The sequence below is a fragment of the Telmatobacter bradus genome (assembly GCF_048629425.1).
GTDB lineage: Bacteria > Acidobacteriota > Terriglobia > Terriglobales > Acidobacteriaceae > Telmatobacter > Telmatobacter bradus.
This window is the reverse complement of the sequence record NZ_CP184532.1, coordinates 2,995,819-3,013,573: the sequence shown is the minus strand read 5'-3', so window position 1 is coordinate 3,013,573 and position 17,755 is coordinate 2,995,819. Positions and strand designations below refer to the sequence as shown.

General features: G+C 58.0%; 16 protein-coding genes. 10 read left to right on the top strand and 6 right to left on the bottom strand.

Annotated elements, in window-relative coordinates; all coding sequences use genetic code 11:
• Position 1 precedes the first annotated feature (1 nt).
• On the bottom strand, positions 2-400 hold the full coding sequence (locus ACOBR2_RS12445; RefSeq protein WP_420236433.1) for a cytochrome c3 family protein: 399 nt from the start codon (positions 398-400) through the stop codon (positions 2-4).
• A 225-nt stretch (positions 401-625) separates the two neighbouring features.
• On the opposite strand from ACOBR2_RS12445, the gene ACOBR2_RS12440 reads away from it, so the two are divergent.
• The gene (locus tag ACOBR2_RS12440; protein WP_420236432.1) at positions 626-1,510 is read left to right on the top strand and encodes a LysR family transcriptional regulator; all 885 of its coding nucleotides are present in this window, start codon (positions 626-628) and stop codon (positions 1,508-1,510) included.
• A gap of 72 nt (positions 1,511-1,582) precedes the next feature.
• On the opposite strand, the gene gpmI is transcribed toward ACOBR2_RS12440, so the two are convergent.
• The 3 genes from gpmI to eno all read right to left on the bottom strand — a co-directional run bounded on the left by gpmI (position 1,583) and on the right by eno (position 6,299).
• Positions 1,583-3,190, bottom strand: coding sequence for a 2,3-bisphosphoglycerate-independent phosphoglycerate mutase (gene gpmI, locus ACOBR2_RS12435; protein WP_420236431.1), 1,608 nt, complete (start codon positions 3,188-3,190; stop codon positions 1,583-1,585).
• Between the two features lie 192 nt (positions 3,191-3,382).
• Positions 3,383-4,756, bottom strand: a complete 1,374-nt coding sequence (gene ampH / locus ACOBR2_RS12430) for a D-alanyl-D-alanine-carboxypeptidase/endopeptidase AmpH (protein ID WP_420236430.1) — start codon at positions 4,754-4,756, stop codon at positions 3,383-3,385.
• Between the two features lie 250 nt (positions 4,757-5,006).
• Entirely contained in the window at positions 5,007-6,299 is a 1,293-nt protein-coding gene (eno, locus tag ACOBR2_RS12425) for a phosphopyruvate hydratase (protein WP_420240011.1), read from the bottom strand.
• 555 nt (positions 6,300-6,854) lie between these two features.
• Here eno and ACOBR2_RS12420 point away from each other — a divergent pair.
• The 6 genes from ACOBR2_RS12420 (at position 6,855) to ACOBR2_RS12395 (ending at position 13,447) form a co-directional block, all read left to right on the top strand.
• The gene (locus ACOBR2_RS12420) at positions 6,855-7,823 is read left to right on the top strand and encodes a hypothetical protein (RefSeq protein WP_420236429.1); all 969 of its coding nucleotides are present in this window, start codon (positions 6,855-6,857) and stop codon (positions 7,821-7,823) included.
• A gap of 341 nt (positions 7,824-8,164) precedes the next feature.
• Positions 8,165-8,593, top strand: coding sequence for an Rrf2 family transcriptional regulator (locus ACOBR2_RS12415; RefSeq protein ID WP_420236428.1), 429 nt, complete (start codon positions 8,165-8,167; stop codon positions 8,591-8,593).
• Between the two features lie 49 nt (positions 8,594-8,642).
• The gene (locus ACOBR2_RS12410) at positions 8,643-9,254 is read left to right on the top strand and encodes an NAD(P)-dependent oxidoreductase (protein ID WP_420236427.1); all 612 of its coding nucleotides are present in this window, start codon (positions 8,643-8,645) and stop codon (positions 9,252-9,254) included.
• Positions 9,254-9,820 carry a YybH family protein gene (locus tag ACOBR2_RS12405; protein WP_420236426.1) on the top strand — a complete coding sequence of 189 codons (567 nt, stop codon included), beginning with the start codon at positions 9,254-9,256 and terminating at the stop codon, positions 9,818-9,820. Before ACOBR2_RS12410 ends, ACOBR2_RS12405 begins: the two co-directional genes overlap by 1 nt.
• Before the next feature lie 1,341 nt (positions 9,821-11,161).
• Positions 11,162-12,454 (top strand): UDP-N-acetylglucosamine 1-carboxyvinyltransferase, encoded by a 1,293-nt coding sequence (gene murA, locus ACOBR2_RS12400; protein WP_420236425.1) that lies wholly within the window; start codon positions 11,162-11,164, stop codon positions 12,452-12,454.
• 702 nt (positions 12,455-13,156) lie between these two features.
• Complete coding sequence (locus ACOBR2_RS12395; RefSeq protein WP_420236424.1) at positions 13,157-13,447, top strand: hypothetical protein; 291 nt, start codon at positions 13,157-13,159, stop codon at positions 13,445-13,447.
• 71 nt (positions 13,448-13,518) lie between these two features.
• Here ACOBR2_RS12395 and ACOBR2_RS12390 read toward each other — a convergent pair whose 3' ends face one another.
• Entirely contained in the window at positions 13,519-14,349 is an 831-nt protein-coding gene (locus ACOBR2_RS12390) for an Mrp/NBP35 family ATP-binding protein (protein ID WP_420236423.1), read from the bottom strand.
• Between the two features lie 58 nt (positions 14,350-14,407).
• The gene (locus ACOBR2_RS12385; protein ID WP_420236422.1) at positions 14,408-14,902 is read right to left on the bottom strand and encodes an acyl-CoA thioesterase; all 495 of its coding nucleotides are present in this window, start codon (positions 14,900-14,902) and stop codon (positions 14,408-14,410) included.
• Positions 14,903-15,178: 276 nt separating this feature from the next.
• Between ACOBR2_RS12385 and ACOBR2_RS12380 the strand changes: the two genes are divergently transcribed.
• From ACOBR2_RS12380 to ACOBR2_RS12370, 3 genes are all read left to right on the top strand, one after another.
• Positions 15,179-15,490 carry a tetratricopeptide repeat protein gene (locus ACOBR2_RS12380; RefSeq protein WP_420236421.1) on the top strand — a complete coding sequence of 104 codons (312 nt, stop codon included), beginning with the start codon at positions 15,179-15,181 and terminating at the stop codon, positions 15,488-15,490.
• 148 nt (positions 15,491-15,638) lie between these two features.
• Entirely contained in the window at positions 15,639-16,646 is a 1,008-nt protein-coding gene (locus tag ACOBR2_RS12375; protein WP_420236420.1) for a glycosyltransferase family 2 protein, read from the top strand.
• A 116-nt stretch (positions 16,647-16,762) separates the two neighbouring features.
• Positions 16,763-17,731 (top strand): quinone oxidoreductase family protein, encoded by a 969-nt coding sequence (locus ACOBR2_RS12370; protein WP_420236419.1) that lies wholly within the window; start codon positions 16,763-16,765, stop codon positions 17,729-17,731.
• The last annotated feature ends 24 nt before the right edge of the window (positions 17,732-17,755 follow it).

Below are 17,755 nucleotides of genomic sequence, written 5' to 3'. Positions count from 1 at the left end.
GCTACTTTCCTTCCTTGTCCGGCGCAGCAGGCTGCTTTGCAAACTGCAGTTGCGCGTGGCACTTTTGGCAGTAGACCTGCTGGGGCTTGTGCATGTGATGGCACGAATCGCAGCTCAGATCAATGGTGTGGTTGTAATGCGGATTGGGCTCATAGTTGGTAGTTCGTTGCGCCAGATCCTTGTAGGTGCCATGGCACTCCTGACACTTTTCTCGCGTTACGGGCTTTTTGGGTCCGTCTCCATGGCACCCCGCGCAGGTCAACCCATTTTCCAGATGGGCATGCGCCGTGTAGTGCTGGGTGTCAACGGCTGTCTCCTTGCTCTGTGCCTCTGATACGACAGCACCGCTCAGCAGCAGCGCTGTCAAAAAGAGCCATAGATTCCCCTGTTTTGCTCGCATCGGGATCATTCCCTTTCTTTTGGGCGCCTCATCGGGGCCCTTTGCGTACTCTTCCACAGTTGGTTTAGGTAGATACATCAATATAAAGTGTTGTATTGATAGATTAAAACTATGGGTACTTTTTGTATCTCATTGAATATAAATAAATTCGAGGAGTGACTGTCATCACTCGAACACGCATCAGAGAGCACATCCAGAAAACGCAGGCATTGATAGGATTTAGCTATGGATGAATTTACCCGGTTGCGCTACTTCGTTACGCTGGCTCACGAGATGCACTTCAGCCGCGCCGCGGAACTTTTGGGCATCTCGCAGCCATCGCTCAGTCTGGCCATTCGGCAACTGGAGCGTTCGATGGACCTGCGCCTGTTTCTGCGCACCAGTCGACGCGTTGAGTTGACTTCAGTCGGCAAGGTTTATCTGGAGGAGGCTGTTCAGGTATTGGAGGCGCTCAAGCATGCGCAGCGGTCTGCACAGCGCGCCGCGCGCGGGGAACAGGGCGTCATCCAGATTGGATATGCAACCTCTGCCATCATGGGCGGGCTGCATCTGCGTATCCGGCGCTTTCATGAGCTCTATCCCGAGGTCTCGCTGGTTTTGCGGGAGCATCTGGTGGATGCCCTGATTGAAAACATTCATCAGGGCAGCTACGATCTGATTTGCACCGATTCCGAGGTGACAGACGCGCGTCTGCAATCCAAAGCGCTGGAGTCTCCAGAGTGGGTTTTGGCCATGCCCAGCGTGCATCGCCTGGCAACCAAACGTCGGATTCAGTTGAACGATCTTGCGGACGATATCTGGATTTTTCCTACTAATCATGTGCATCATATGCTGCATGACAGCATGTTGGAATCCTGTCGTTCAGCGGGATTTTTGCCCAACCGCCAATACTTTGCTGATTCGGTGCCGGCTGCTATTTCGCTGGTGGCGGCGCATCTGGGAGTGGCCATGGTGTATGAGCTGCCCGGCTATCATCCGCCCGGCGTCGTCTTCAAGCGGATTGAAGGGCTGGGAATCGATATGAAGATGCGCATGAACTGGCGTCGCGGCGAGTTGACACCCGTGGCTAAAAATTTTGTAGAGATTGAGTTGTCTGGTATGGAGTTATAAAGCGACAGTAAAAAAACTTTCGGCCTGTCGAAGCAGAAGACTTCGACAGGCCGATTTCAGGAATGAGAAAGATTACTTGTTCAGGAGGCGCATGTCGCGGCCGGTCATCTCAGCGGGAAGGCCGAGCGGCAGAGCGCTCATCATGGTGGGTGCAATGTCGCGCAGGCTGCCATCGGCGCGCAGGTGGTAGTTCTTCGCGTCCTCGGCCACGTAGATAAACGGAACCGGGTTGGTGGTGTGCGCGGTGTGCGGCTCGCCGGTGATGGGGTCCACCATGGTCTCGCAGTTGCCGTGGTCGGCAGTCACGATCCAGATGGCGTTGCGTTCTTTCACTGCCTTGTAGATGCGGGCCAGTTGAAGATCGACTGCCTCAACCGCCTTGATGGCTGCCGGCAGAATGCCGGTGTGGCCCACCATGTCGGGGTTGGCGAGGTTCGAAATCACCACGTCAAAGGTGGTGTCGTGGATGGCCTTCACGATGGAGTCGCCTACCGCAACCGAGCTCATTTCGGGCTGCAGATCGTAGGTGGCCACCTTGGGTGAGGGCGTTAGAACGCGTTCTTCACCGGCGAAGGGTTTTTCCGTGCCGCCATTGAAGAAGAAGGTCACGTGAGCGTACTTTTCCGTCTCGGCGGTACGCAGATTGCGCATTCCGGCGTCGCCCAGCATGTTGCCGAGCAGATGATTCATCGACTGCGGCGGGCTGATGATGGGCAACTGGAACTTTTCGTCGTACTGCGTCATGCAGGTGTAGTGCAGGTTCTTGGGCAGCAGGTTGTGCGGAATAGCCTCGTCGAGCGCTTCCCACTGATCCAGATTGCGGCCGCCCTCGGCGTTGATGCTGCTCTCGCGACAGAGCACGCGCGTGACCTGACGGGCGCGGTCGGCGCGGTAGTTGAAGTTGATGACCGCGTCTTCGTCCTTGATCAGGGCGAGCGGCTGATTCTTGCCGTCCACAATCACCACGGGCAGAACGAACTCGTCGTTCACGTTGGCGTTGTAGCTGGCCTTGATCGTATCCACGGCGCTGCTGGCTGTGCCGCCTTCGCTCTTGCCGATGACCATGGCGTCGAAGGCCTTCTTCTGGCGTTCCCAGCGCTTGTCGCGGTCCATGGCGTAGTAGCGGCCGCTGACGCTGGCAATCTTGCCCACGCCGTACTCGCGCATCTTCTGTTCCAGCTTGGCTACGTGCTCAGCGCCGGATTGCGGCGGTGTGTCGCGGCCGTCCAGGTAGGCGTGCACGAAGACGCGCGTCAGACCGAATTCCTTGGCGGCGCGCAGAATGGCGTAGAGATGCGTGTCCTGCGAGTGGACGCCGCCGTCCGAGATCAGGCCCAGCAGGTGCAGGGCGCGGCCATTTTGGCGGGCGTGCTCAAAGCTGGCGATCAGCTGCGGATTCTTCTTCAGCGTATCGTCGGCCACCATGCAATCGATGCGGGTCAGGTCCATCTGCACGATGCGGCCTGCGCCAATGTTCAGGTGACCCACTTCGCTGTTGCCCATCTGGCCGCCGGGCAGTCCGACAAACTGCTCCGAAGCCTGAATCAGGGTGCTGGGGTACTCCCGCAGCAACATGTCGTAGGTGGGCTTGTTTGCCAGGGCGATGGCGTTGTTTTCGGTTTGCGGACGATAACCCCATCCATCAAGGACGGTCAGTACAACAGGGCGCTTGGTGGCCATAGTAGGAGATGTACCTCAATTCCGTTCAGACGTATCGCATTCAGGATAACGCGAAGGGCCGGTCGCAGGGTGTGACCGGCTTCACGGGCAGGTAAAGGATGGTTTTCCATCACCTGCCTGAACGTCTGCTACAGATTGGATTCAGGAATCCGCCGCGGGATGCGGAGTTTCGCTCTGCCGCATCCCTTCGGGTTATTTCTGCTTGCGCTTGGGGTGTGCGCCGGATTTGGCAGGATGGGCGGCTTTACGGGCAGGTTTAACCGCCGCCCTGGGCGTTGCTTTTGCCGCTTCTCTAGGGGCCGTGCGTGTCGCCTTGGTTGTTTGCCTGCGTCCAGCCTTGCTGGCGGGTTTTACGGGCTGTTTGGCGGTGGGCCGCGCCTGGGCTACCGCCCGCAACCGTCCGTGGCGGCCACGCACGCCTGCCGGGGGCAGGCCAATGGCGTCGCCGTCGGCGGGTGCTCCGGTCAGCTTGTAGAGAAGCTCGTTCGAGGCCTTGAAGAGGTTGGCGTGGTAGCCGTTGCGGCCAATGGTCATGGCCACGAACAGGCCGGTGTGGCTGGCCGGATGCAGCGCAATGTAGGTCAGGTAGCCGGCACCACCGCCATCCTTTTCCACCAGATGTGACGGGTTGTCGGGCGAAAGCAGATGCAGCCAGCCAAGGCCGATGCCGCTGGGTTTGCCGGCATAGTCCAGCCCCGAAGCGCGCACCAGATCGTCGGCGTTGATGTAAGGCTGCTGCGCGGCGGCTGCCTGCACCGGAAAACCGGGACCGCCGGTACCCAGCTGGTACTTGAGCCAGTGCGCCATATCGCCGGCGGTGGAGTAGAGTCCGCCGCTGCCGGAGGTGTTGCCCGTAGCCGTGCAAGGCCCCTGCGATTGTGCACTGACCAGCAGGTTGGCGCATTGTTCCGGGCTCGGATAGAAGGTGGTGTGCCACATGCGCAGGGGTGTGAGCGTGCGTTCATGCAGGAGTGTCGCGTAGGGCTCGTGGGCGGCGTCAGAGAGGGCGTCGCTGAGCAGGTCAAAGCCCACATTGGAGTAGGCTGCTGCCGTGCCGGGTGTGGAACGCAGCGACTGGTGCTCGAGCCAGTTCCAGCGCGTGGCGTAGTCGGGATAGGTGAAGTGCGGCGTGCCGTCGGGCGGATAGCCCACTTCGCGATAGAGCCCGGCAGTGTGCGTGGCCAGATTCAGCAGCGTTACGGGCTGCTTGTGCATGGGCACGGTGAAGCCGGTGGGCGCATACTTCTGCAGCGGATCGTTGAGCGTGACGGTGTGGTCGAGCGCCAGCTTGGTCAGCAGGTCAGTGGTAAAGATTTTGGTAATGGAGCAGAGGCGGACCATCGAGTCGGCGGTGGGCGTCTGGTGCGAGCGGGGCGCGGTTTCGCCGTAGCCTTCAATGAAGACCTTATCGTTGTGGACGAGGACGATCACCATGCCGGTCGCGCCGGAGTGCTCATAGAGCTCATTGCCCAGGGCGCTGGCATTGCTGAGGTCGACAGGTGTGGCAGATTGCGCAAAGCCGGATGCAAGGCCCAAGGCAAAGAGAAAAACAAGCAACAAACGCATGTTCCCATCGTAAATGCAGGGTAGTTGCGCAGCCTGTGGAAGTCAGGGCAGAAGCATCTGATGAGGAAAGTGCGAGTTCCAAAAATGAATGCGGTAAAAAAGAACGGGCGGAAGCCGAAGCCTCCGCCCGTTCTTGGTTCTGACAGGTCTTGCCACTACTCGCGCTGACTGTGTTGCTTGTTCTGACAGGTACAACCGGTACATCTCTCGCGGATACGTACAACGGACTGCGGGTACTGCACGGAGGCAATTAGCCGTTGTAGTTCAGCGACTCGATGCCGAGGAACTTTGCGCCCGAACCGAGTTCTTCTTCGATGCGGAGCAGCTGGTTGTACTTGGCAATACGATCGGTGCGGCTGACCGAACCGGTCTTGATCTGACCAACGCCAGTGGCTACGGCCAGGTCGGCGATGAAGGTGTCTTCGCTTTCACCCGAACGATGGCTCATGACGGCGGTGTAGCCGTTGCGGCGGCCCAGTTCGATGGCTTCCAGAGTCTCGGTCAGGGTACCAATCTGGTTGACCTTGATCAGGATCGAGTTGGCCACGTCCTCTTCAATGCCGCGCTGCAGACGCTTGACGTTGGTTACGAACAGATCGTCACCAACCAGCTGAATGCGGCTGCCGGTCTTCTCGGTCATCAGCTTCCAGCCGTGCCAGTCGTCCTCTGCCAGGCCGTCTTCGATCGAGACGATCGGGTACTGACGTGCCCAGTTGTCCCAGAAGGCAACCATTTCTTCGCTGCTGAGCTCACGCTTGTCGCTCTTCTTGAAGATGTACTTCTTCTTCTCGGTGTCGTAGAACTCGCTCGACGCCGGGTCAAGGGCCAGGCAAACCTGCTCGCCGGGTTTGTAGCCGGCAGCTTCGATGGCCTCAAGGATCAGCTCAATGGCTTCGGTGTTGGACTTCAGCGAGGGAGCAAAACCACCCTCGTCGCCCACTGCCGTGTTGTAGCCCTTCTTTTTGAGCACGCCCTTGAGGGTGTGGAAGATCTCGGCAGACCAGCGGAGAGCTTCGCTGAAGCGCTCAGCGCCAACCGGCATGATCATGAATTCCTGAAAGTCGACGTTCGAATCGGCGTGCGCGCCGCCGTTCATCACGTTCAGCATGGGGGTGGGCAGGGTGCAGGCGTTCACACCTCCCAGATAGCGGTAGAGGGGAATTTCCAGGGTCTGGGCCACGGCGCGGGCGTTGGCCAGGGAAACGGCCAGAATGGCGTTGGCACCCAGCTTGCCCTTGTTGGGCGTGCCGTCCAACTCGATCATGGTTTCGTCGATCAGACGCTGGTTCATCGCGTCCATGCCTTCCAGCTCAGGAGCGATGATGCTTTCAACATTGGCAACGGCCTGCAGAACGCCCTTGCCAAGGTAGTGGCTCTTGTCGCCGTCGCGCAGTTCCACGGCCTCGTGTTCGCCGGTCGAAGCGCCCGAGGGCACAATGGCGCGACCACGCTCGCCACTTTCCAAAATCACGTCGGCTTCGACGGTGGGGTTGCCGCGCGAGTCAAGGACTTCGCGGGCACGAATGGCAACAATCTCAGTCATATTGCTCCTCATGATGCGGTGCTGCAGCCGGTCATTCAGTTTAGGGCGGCGATCCACGGCCAAGGCTTCACCGGCGGCGCTTTGAATAGTTTCCAGAAGCATAAGCGTTTGTGGAGTCTCCTCTCCGTCCGTCCTTGCGCAGGCTGGCAGGCTGTGAGGCGTCGCCAGGAAACGATTCCCCGGCCTCCGCATGGTTTCCATCCGTCTGCTTCCCGGTGGATGACCCGCGGCACCTCGCAATGCCGTGTAGCCCGCTGCCCTTGTAAGGGCTGAATCCGTAACGATTCTAGCAAGCTGGAGGCAAACCGTCTGTGTGGTGACGGTCACAAGCTGAATATTTTCGAAAGAATGGCATCAAGATAGCAAAATTTCACCTCGGAACGTAACCAGAAAGGATCATTCGGAGCAGTTTGGCGGCGGTGCAGGCTTTGAAGACGCTAGCCTAGCCTTGAGAAACTGTGCGTAAAACGGACACAGTCCCGGGTTACGCGCAACTGTTTCGCCGTGGCCGGGTTCAGACATTCAGACTCAACCTGTCCACTTGTGAGGTCCCCGATGACGAAGAGACGGATCTATCGCTCGATTCTATCCTGCGTATTTCTTGCCGCCGCTGCCGCCGCCCTGGGGGCACAGCAGGAAGGTGCGCAGAACCCCTACCAGGGTGTTTCCACCCCTCCGCCCGACGACTCCATCCAGACTACGGTGGAGGACAGTGGTGCGCAGAGCGCCAAGCCCTCGGCGGGCCGTCCAATGACAGCGCCGCATGTGGCTGGGTCGCCCGTGACTGCCGAGCAGCAGTGGCGTGAAGCGCAACGCCACGACCCCGAAGACGCTTCCAGTGGGGACGACGGCATTGTGCGCGTCGTGCCTGAGCGCCTTCCGGAGCGCCCCGCGCAGCCCGGCCTCAATCGCCGCGAGTTTGAGAACGATCCTGACGGAGACATTGTGCACCCCACCCTCAGGCCCGGCGAACTGGCCGAGGGCACCACGATCCGGGTGCGTCTGCTCAGCCGGCTTTCCACCGTGGACACGCCGCGTGGCGAACTCTTCCGTACCCGCGTGGCCAGCGATGTGGTGCAGGGCGGCCAGGTTCTGATTCCGGCGGGCGCAGAGATTGAAGGCCATGTGGAGCAGGTTTCTTCCGGCACACTGGGCGGATCCGGCAGCATGAATCTGCGGCCCGAGACGGTGATTCTGCCGGACGGATCGCGCTTCCGGCTTTATGCGCAACTGACCAGCGCTCCGGGATCGCATACGCGCATCCGTGGCGAGGGCGCGGTTCTGCCCGACTCGCGGATAAAACGCGATGGCATTGAATACGGTGGCACCATGGGCGCTGGCTTGATTGCCGGAGCTTCTCTCGGCGGACCGGCAGGCGCTTTGGCCGGTGCTGCGGTCGGTGCCGGGGTTATCACGGTCCATCTGCTGGTCAGCCATCCGCAGGCCACACTTGACGTCGGGACCGCGCTGGTCTTCTCCCTGACCGAACCGCTGAATCTGCAACCGGCAGCGGGCGGGAATTAAGCTGTTCTTCTGCAAAGAAGGCGGCCTTCGGGCCGCCTTCTTTGTTTTTGTCTGGTGCGGTAGGGCGGAAGAATGGGAAGGTCTTGCTGGTTGGGAAGTTGTGGGAGGTTGACTTTCCGTTTCCTATCTGGGGTCGATACGACACGGAGATTTGGCGGAAAGCCAGAATTCATTCTGACGCCTTCGGCGTTTGCCGGTACCAATGCAAATTCCGCTCCATAAGCCAATCTGGATGAGCGCATCGGAATGCGCCTGTTGACTTTGGTTTAGTCAATGAGACAGCTTTTTGCTGTGAACTTCTGAATTGACATTCGATGAATTCGTAACTATTATAGTTACATATGAATATTAGCACCAGATTCACGGTCGCGCTGCACATCCTGACACTCCTCGCCTCGCAACCTGGCGAGGCCCTTACGTCGGAATATATCGCCGGTAGCGTGAACACGAATGCCGTCTTTGTTCGCCGCCTGATGGGCGTATTGCGAAACGTCGGTCTCGTGGCATCGCAGCCGGGGCAGCGCGGTGGGTGGGAACTGGCAGCCGACCCGGAGAATATCTCGCTGGCAGATGTGAGGAAAGCCATTGAGGAAGGTTCACCGTTCTCAATGCACAGTCAGCCGCCTAACCCTCTCTGTCCCGTAGGCAGGAACATTCAAGGCTCATTGGGAACTATCTATGAAAAGGCGGAAAGGGCGTTGGAAAACGAGTTGGCACGAACCACGATCAAGGGCTTGCTGCGTTCCGTTCAGGCAAGAGAGCGAACGTGAGTTTTTTTGACTTCATTCGTAACTACAGCAATTACAAAAGGAGAATGCAATGAAAGTCGCACTACTGGGAGCAACCGGAAACGTCGGTACGCGCCTCACCTCGGAACTCGTGAGTCGCGGCCATCAAGTCACTGCGATAGTTCGTCACCCGGAGAAGTTGACCAAGCTTGAAGGGGTCACGGCGACAGCAGCAGACGTTACGAACGAAGAGGCATTGGCAGCGGCTGTTGACAGCCACGATGCCGTCATTCATAGCGTCAAGTTTTTGAGCACAGATGCAGATAAGGTCATTTCCGCGACCAAGAAGGGAAATGTTGCCCGACTGCTTGTGGTCGGTGGAGCTGGAAGTTTGGAGGTTGCGCCGGGGCTCCTGCTCGTGAACGCACCGAACTTCCCTGCCGAGTACAAATCCGAGGCATTTGCAGGCGCGGCGTTCCTCGACAGGCTTCTGAAGGAGAAGGAACTCGAATGGACGTTCCTGTCGCCCTCCGCTTCTTTCGCGCCGGGCCAACGCACCGGGAAATTCCGCCTCGGCACGGACCAGCTTCTGGTAGCTACTGATGGACAAAGCCACATCTCGATGGAAGACTTCGCAATTGCACTGGTGGATGAACTGGAAATCCGACAGCACTCGCGTGAACGCTTCACGGTCGGCTACTGATGTACCGCAAGGACAAAGAGAAAGGAATCAATATGCATTCAATCAGAACGAGAATCGCCACCATCTTGGTGGTTTCTGCAGCACTCTTCATGATGGGAACAGGCGTCTTAACCGCTCAGGCGACTGCAGAAACCGTTACGTCAACCGGAAACCGTCAGGACATTGAACAGATTCAACAGGTCATCAAGGACTATGTGGGGTCGGTCGAGAAACTGGACCTCGATCTAGCGCGCAAGGTATGGTCGAACAGACCTGAGGTAAGCTTTATTCATCCGCGTGGAACAGAACTTAGCCTTGAAGAGGTGCTCGCAAACTTCTATTCCAAGACCATGGGCACGTTTTCGAAGCGTCAACTTCTGCCTGACAACATGGACATCCATGTTTACGACGACACTGCATGGTCAGAGTTCACATGGACGTTCTATGCGACCGTGAAGGATGGTGGGCCGAACATCACGACGAAAGGGCGAGAGACTCAGGTCTACCACAGAGAGAACGGTACTTGGCGCCTTGTACACGTCCACTATTCCGGGATGCCTGAGACGGGGAAGCTGAAAGGGTTTTGAAGAATATTGTTTCGTAGATAGCGAAGGCTTACTAGAGACGGGGTTGAGGATACAAGATGACCTGGGGCGCAACCTGGCATGGTCTGCTGTATATCAACTTCGTCTTTATCCACCTGGCTTAAAGCCAAAAAGGGCGATCGTGGCCAGATTGCCCTTTTTGCGAGAATCCCCGGTGATGGCTTCGCGGAGGGTAAGTAGAAGACACAGCGCCATGCCTGGCCGATTGTCCTTCACAGCGTACTTTGCGTTTTAATCCCTTCCGGGTCAAATTCCCCGCCGCTTGCGGCGTAGCGTAAAAGCGGGCTTTTCAGGATACCTCGCTGCTTGCGGCGAGGTTATTCATTCATTTCATTTTTCTGAAAATTCCTCGCGCAACGGTTCCTACATATTCCGCTCTCTGGATGTCACAAAATATATTGATTCTTATAGATATAAGTTCATCAATGGATCGGTAACGGAAAGTCGCCAAGGCTCCGCTGATCAGCTTTCGCGGAATTTTCGGTTTATGGTTAACAGCGCAATGCACTCATCCAGCGGGATTATTAGCAAAAGATCAGATCGGTAACAGTAAGCGCCCTAGGCTTCAGTGAACCACAGAACGGAAGTCCATCCCGGGTTTTTAAACTGGAAGTGCGGGATTCATCTGTAGTGGGGGCAATCGCATTGCGTGGCGGAGCAGAGAGCGGGGGCAGGTTTTGCGCCGTCCCTGACGGGACTTGACGTAAAAATCTGACCTGCACCCAGCACTGAAGTGCTGGGCTAACCTGCCTTGCGCCTACGGCGCATATCCTCTTCGCTCCAACTTTGGTGAGCTCTGCCAGAAATCCCGGATATTATCCAGACTGCAAAAAAACTCCTTCTGGAGGAAGCCTTGTAACAGGGCCCGACTTTAGAGCGGTTCTCCAATAGGTGTAGCCCTTTGCAGATCGTGCAAGGTGGCTTTTTCTTGAAAAAAAGCCACTCCGCGGCGGTGGCTTCGGTGCACAGCAATTGGAGAACCGCTATAACCCCTGCAAAAAGAGGCAAACTGTGCGCGGGCTTCAGGTCCGAAAGTCTTTTCGCCAGCAGGCATCCAAAGTAGGAAGTAGAAGAAATAGCCCGCGCCTAAAGGCGATACTTGACGCATCCGCACTTCAGGGGCCTGAAGGCCCCTGCTCCCTCCGCAGATACAAACCCACGCTGCGGCGTTTTCCCGCAGCCTGTAAAGCCCAAAATCCAGGCAACGCCACGCGAAGCAGCTAGCCGCACCTCAGGTGCCATTTACAATGAGTGGTTGAGGGTGGCGCGGGTTTTTTGGAAGCCGCAGCCGCCGTTCCGGAGCAAGGAGCAAGGCAGTCTTCGATGGATAAATTTATCATTCGTGGCGGCAATCCGCTGGTGGGCAGCATTCGCGTTTCGGGCGCGAAGAACTCGGCTCTACCGTGCATGGCGGCGGCTATTCTGACCGAAGAACCGGTCAGTCTGGAAAACATTCCCCAGGTGCGCGATATTGCCACCGAGCGCAGGCTGCTGGTTTCGATGGGTGCGGAGGTGGATCTGCACGAAGGCGAGGCCGGCGGGCGCAACACGCTTTGCTGTCGCACGCTCTCCGACCCCGTGGCCCGCTACGAGATTGTGAAGACCATGCGTGCCAGCTCTCTGGTGCTGGGTCCGCTGGTGGCGCGCACCGGGATGGCCCGCGTGGCGGTGCCGGGCGGATGCGCTATCGGTGGCCGTCCCATCGATTTGCACATCAAGGGCCTGGAAAAGATGGGAGCCACCATCACTCAGGAGCATGGCTACATTGAAGCCCGCACCAAGCGTCTGCATGGTGCCCACATCGTTTTTGACAAGATCACCGTGACTGGCACCGAGGACCTTTTGATGGCCGCCGTGCTGGCCGAGGGCGAAACCGTGCTGGAAAACGCCGCGCGCGAGCCCGAGGTTACGGATCTGGCCGCGTTGCTCACGGCCATGGGCGCAAAGATCGCGGGCGCGGGCACGTCCACCATACGCGTGCAGGGCGTTGGCAGCCTGCATGGCGCGCGTTACCGCATCAATCCCGACCGCATTGAGGCGGGAACCTTCCTGATTGCCGGTCTGATTACGGGCGGCGATCTGACGGTGGCTGGCTGCAATCCCGAGCACATTGGCGCGGTGATTTCCAAGCTGCAGGAGGTGGGCGCGGTCATTGACGTGGTGGCTCCCGATGCGCTGCGTATACGCTCCAGTGGCAAGCTGCAGGCCACCGACATTTCCACGGAAGAGTACCCGGGATTCCCGACCGACATGCAGGCCCAGTTCATGGCTCTGCTTACGCAGGCCGCGGGCGTCAGCCTGGTGAAGGAAAACATCTTCGAGAACCGCTTCATGCATGTGCAGGAACTGGCCCGCATGGGCGCCAACATCAAGGTGGATGGCCGCACGGCTACGGTGCGCGGCAAGGCGCAGCTCTCCTCGGCTGCCGTCATGTGCAGTGACCTGCGTGCCTCGGCCTCGCTGGTGCTGGCGGCGCTGGTGGCCGATGGCGAGACCATTCTGGATCGCGTTTACCACATGGATCGCGGCTACGAGCGGATCGAAGAGAAGCTCTGCGGCGTGGGTGCGCAGATCAGCCGTCTGGGCAACATCTTTCCGGCCCGCGAGGAAGATTAGGGGATGTCTCTAAAGTTCGCATCGTAATTGTTTTGTCCTCTTGAGCGTAGGTTGGCCGTTTTTTGGCCAAACGGAGTCGAAAAATGGGCGGTTGTTCTGCAAGGATCCTCCGCAGAAGTTGTGTGTTTTTGGAGCCAACGTTCATGGCTGCAGAGGCAAAAAGCAGCCGCAGATCCCCTTCGGCTGCGCTCAGGGCAGGCTTTCGACTCCCTGCGGTCGCTCAGGAGGACAGTCTGGTTTTTGATGAGAAATGCAGAGACGGGACACCAGGGTTTGTTGCTGTTCTCCATCCATGAAAAAGGAACTCGAAGGCTGCTGTAAAACGCAACAGTGGACCGGCTGCAAGCCCTTTGCAGCCGGTTTTTGTTGTTAGCCTAAGTATTTTCAAATCAAAAGGCCAGCCAGCCTTGCTGGAAAGAAGACATACGTAACTAAAGTTTCATAGCCTCTGTCTATTTTTTTCGATTACTTCCGATATGTTTCAGTACAGATGGAGATAAAAGAGTCGGCTCTGTCGAGTTTCCATGGGGATGGGAGAAAGGCGGGCGTTGTAGCAAACTCAAGAAACTTCAGCCTTGTCCTACAAAAAGGGAAGCAGGGGAATCTGCACAACTTTGGGACGGATTTCGTGTCTTACATGACAGGTTGGAAGTTGTAGAAGCGGAAGTCCTGGTTTGCGTCTCGTCTTGGAAGGCTTGTTTTATGAAGAATCTGGTGTTCGCGCTGCTGTTTTTGATCTCGGTTGGAATTGCTTCTGCTCAAACCGTCGATACGCCCCAACTCCGGCCGCCTCTGCCGAATGCGGAGCAGCCTGGTCCGCTGCCACGTGCTGGCGTGGTGTGGATCTCTGGCTATCACCGCTGGAATTCCGGCTCCTATATCTGGATACCGGGGCACTATGAGGTTCCGCCCCGTCCTCGTGCCGTCTGGGTTCCGCATCGCTGGATGCACCGCCATGGACAGTGGATTCTGGTGGAAGGCTACTGGCGGTAGGTAAGACAAGAAAAATGGTTCAGTAAAAGCGGCAGGCGATGGAGCCTGCCGTTTTTCTTTGCTGATTTTAATTAGCTAATTTCGATTACGTCGGTGGCAGCGGCAGCCGAGGCCTCGGCTTGTGCAATCAGCTTTTCCGCCACGGCATAGAAAGGCGCAGCCTGCGGGCTCTTGGGGCCGGCCAGCGCCACCGGCAGACCGCGGTCGCCGCCCTCGCGGATGGAGGGAATCAGCTCAATGGAGCCGAGGAAGGGAATGGCGTACTTTTCCGCCGTGCGTTCGGCTCCGCCCTTCGAGAAGATGTCGATCTCCTGATGGCAGTGCGGGCAGGTAAAGTGGCTCATGTTCTCAACGATGCCGAGCACGTCCACATTGACCTGGGCAAACATTTCGAGGGCCTTGCGGGCGTCTTCCAGGCTGACGTCGCTGGGGGTGGAAACCACCACCGCGCCGGTCAGCGGAACCGTCTGCACCAGCGAAATCACCACGTCGCCGGTACCGGGAGGCAGGTCAACCAGCAGGTAATCCAGCTCACCCCACTCCACCTGCTGCAGGAACTGGCGGATGATCTGGTGCAGCATCGGTCCACGCATCACCAGGGGCTTGTCGCCCGGCGAGATGTAGCCGATGGAGATGGTCTTCAGCCCGTGCGCTTCGATGGGCACAATCATGTTGCCCTCGCCCACCTTGGGCTGCTCGTTTGCGCCCATCATCAGCGGCACGTTGGGGCCGTAGATGTCGGCGTCGATCAGGCCTACCTTGTAGCCCAGCTTGGCCAGTGCGATGGCCAGGTTGACGCTGACCGTGGTTTTGCCCACGCCGCCCTTGCCTGAACCGATGGCGATGATCTTGGAAACTCCCGGCAACGCCATGGGCGTTGGTGCGGCTTGTGTCTGAGCCATAAAAAAGTCCTACTCCTTCTTGTGCTGCAAGCAATTGTTTTGATTCGCGCTGTGGGGGCTACGATTCACTCTTCGCCGGTTCTGTTGTCTGTCCGGCTGTCTGCTCGGCTTCAGAGCGACGGCGAACAGACTCTGCCTCGCGATGTTCACGGCGGCGGCGGGCGTCATTGTAGCGGCGCAGCTCGTCCGGCGTTTCAGAAATCAGTTCCGGAATGCGCTGGGGCTTGCCACCCTTGGGGTCCACGGCCACAAACACCAGATAAGCGCTGGCCACGTGCTCCACTTCGCCGCTCAGCGGGTGCTCCGCCCAGACCTTGACGCCCACTTCCATGGAACTGGTGAAGGCACGGTTGACGCTGGACTTGAGCGTGAGCAGATCGCCCAGTCGCACCGGGCGGATGAAGTCAATATGGTCCATCGAGGCGGTGACCACGGGCAGGCGGGCATGGCGATAGGCGGCCAAAGCCCCGGTAATGTCAATAAAGTGCATCAGCCGCCCGCCCAGCAGGTGGCCCAGCAGATTGGTGTCGTTGGGCAGTACGATTTCTGTCATCTCTGACTGTGTGCTTTGTACGCTGCGGGATGCGGGGCCGGGAATGTTTGGATGCCCAGGAATGTGTGGGGTTCCAGAAATGTTTGGAGTCATGGATGCGTTCCTCTGTCGGGTTGTCTCAGCGGCAGAATTCTCCGAACAGCTACAATAGAAGCAGTGGAGTTTTCTGCCAGTGAATGGGGCCGACTTTCCTGTTCCAGTTTCGGCAATCCACGCCAAGAACGCAAATGCTTTCAACTGCCTGATCGGATACGAATCGGGCGTGGGGAATACTCGATGGACAAGATTGCCGGACTGAAGGAAATTCTCGCCTTGGACGCCAAGAACAGCTTTGCCCGCTACGGCATAGCCATGGAACTGTTCAATCAGGGGCAAAATGAGACCGCACTGGCGGAGTTCGACACGCTGCTGGCCACCGATCCTGACTATACGGCGGGCTATTTTATGTCGGCGCAGGCTCTGGCCCAGGCTGGACAAAAGGAAAAGGCCATTGAGCGCTTGCATGCCGGAATCTCTTCCGCTGCCCGCAGCGGCAATGCGCATGCTCGCAGTGAGATGCAGGCCATGCTCGACGATTTGCAGGGCTGAGGAAAAGATCTTTACATTTGGCCGCAACTTTTTCCTGTGGCCCGTTTTTAACCCTAATATCCCCTATCAGGGGGTGTGTTTTCGTTCAGGTCAATTTTTCGTGATTAATTCTCGTCTTCCAGGATCTTTTCTGCGTCTAAGAAACGTTATGCCCAAATACTCCATTGTCGTGCCATTCCATAATGAGGAAGAGAACGTTACGGTTCTCTATGATCGCCTGAAAGAGGTGATGGAGCGTGTCGGAGACAGCTTTGAGATGGTTCTTGTCGATGATGGATCGTGGGACAAGACCTATAAGCTGCTCGAAGAGATCGCGGCGGTCGACAGTCGGGTGCTGGTGGTTAAGCTGCGCCGCAACTTTGGCCAGACTTCAGCGCTGGCCGCAGGTTTCGACCATGCATCGGGCGAGTTTATCCTTGCCATGGATGGCGATTTGCAGCACGACCCCAATGAGATTCCCAACTTCATCGAAAAGCTCAATGAGGGCTACGATGTGGTTTCGGGATGGCGCAAGGAGCGCATCGACAACTTTGTGATGCGCCGCATTCCCTCGCGTTGCGCCAACTGGCTGATGGCCAAGCTCTCCGGTGTGGACATTCACGATTTTGGAACCACCTACAAGGCCTATCGCCATGAGGTGATTCACAACATTCCGCTCTATGGCGAGATGCACCGCTTCATTCCCGCCCTGGCCAGCTGGTATGGCGCAAGCATCTGTGAAATCCCGATCAAGAACGTGAACCGTGAACGCGGCAAGAGCCACTACGGCATCGGCCGCACCTTCCGCGTCTTTTTCGATCTGATCACCATTCGCTTCCTGCTCAGATACATGAGCCGTCCGCTGCACTTTTTCGGCAGCTTTGGGGCGCTTAGCATTCTGGGTGGATTCGGCATTGCAGTGATTTTGCTGGCGATGAAGGTGCTCAATCCGCATCTCAGCCTGATCAGCCACCACGGGCCCTTGTTCGTGATTGGCGCGGTGCTGATTGTTGCGGGCGTGCAGTTGCTGGCACTGGGCTTGCTGGGTGAGTTGCAGGTGCGTCACTACTACACCACCAGCGAACATCAGACCTCATATACCATTGATCGCATTGTGCATCTTGCTCCCAGCAACGAGTCTTCGATGCTTTCCGGGCAGCCGGACGAGAACTTCTGATCACTGCCCAAGCTTTCTTGACTGGCTCCGCCGATCCTGTGCGGGGCCTTCTCGTATTGCGGCATAAGTTCTGATTTTCTTGCTCTTCCGTGGCCTGAAGGTTCATGCTGACTGTGATGAAAGCCATTCAGCTGCATGCAACGGGTGGGCCGGAGGTTCTTACTCTGGCCGAGCTTCCCATTCCCGCGCCAGGACCGGGTCAGGTGCTGATCCGTACCGAGGCCATTGGCGTCAATTTCATCGAAATCTACTTCCGCAAGGGCGTCTACAAGGCAGCTCTGCCGCTGGTTCCGGGCACCGAGGCCAGCGGCATCGTAGAGGCGTTGGGGCCGGGTGTGACTGGTTTTACCGTGGGCGATCTGGTGGCTTCCACTGCGGTGCAGGGCAGTTATGCCGAATATGCCCTGGCGCCAGCCGTCCAACTGGTCAAAGTGCCGGACGGAGTGGCTCCGGAGCAGGCCGCCGCAGCCATGTTGCAGGGTATGACGGCGCATTATCTGGCGCATTCCACCTTTCCGCTCAAAAAAGGCGATACGGCTCTGGTGCATGCCGGAGCGGGTGGCGTGGGCCTGTTGCTGACCCAGATGGCTGTGCGCATGGGCGCTCGTGTGATTACTACCGTGGGCAGCGCCGCCAAGGCTGAGCTTTCTCGTGAGGCCGGAGCCAGTGACGTGATCTTCTATGACGAGCAGGATTTTGATGTCGAGGTCAAGCGCCTGACCGGTGGACGCGGTGTGGATGTGGTCTACGATTCGGTGGGCAAAACCACTTTTGATAGAAGCCTGAACTGCCTGCGTCCGCGTGGCCTGATGGCTCTGTTCGGCGCATCCAGCGGCGCGGTGCCGCTCTTCGATCTGATTCAACTCAACGGCAAGGGCTCGCTCTACGTCACCCGACCCACGCTGGCGCACTACATCAGCACCCGTGAAGAGCTGGAGTGGCGCTCAGGCGAGGTGATGCGCTGGGTGGCTGCAGGGGAACTCAAGCTGCGCACCGAGCATATCTATCCGCTAGAACAGGCCGCCCAGGCGCAGATCGATATGGAAGCCCGCCGGACGACTGGCAAAATTCTTTTGGAAGCGTGATGGGATAGCTTCCAGCTTCTAGCC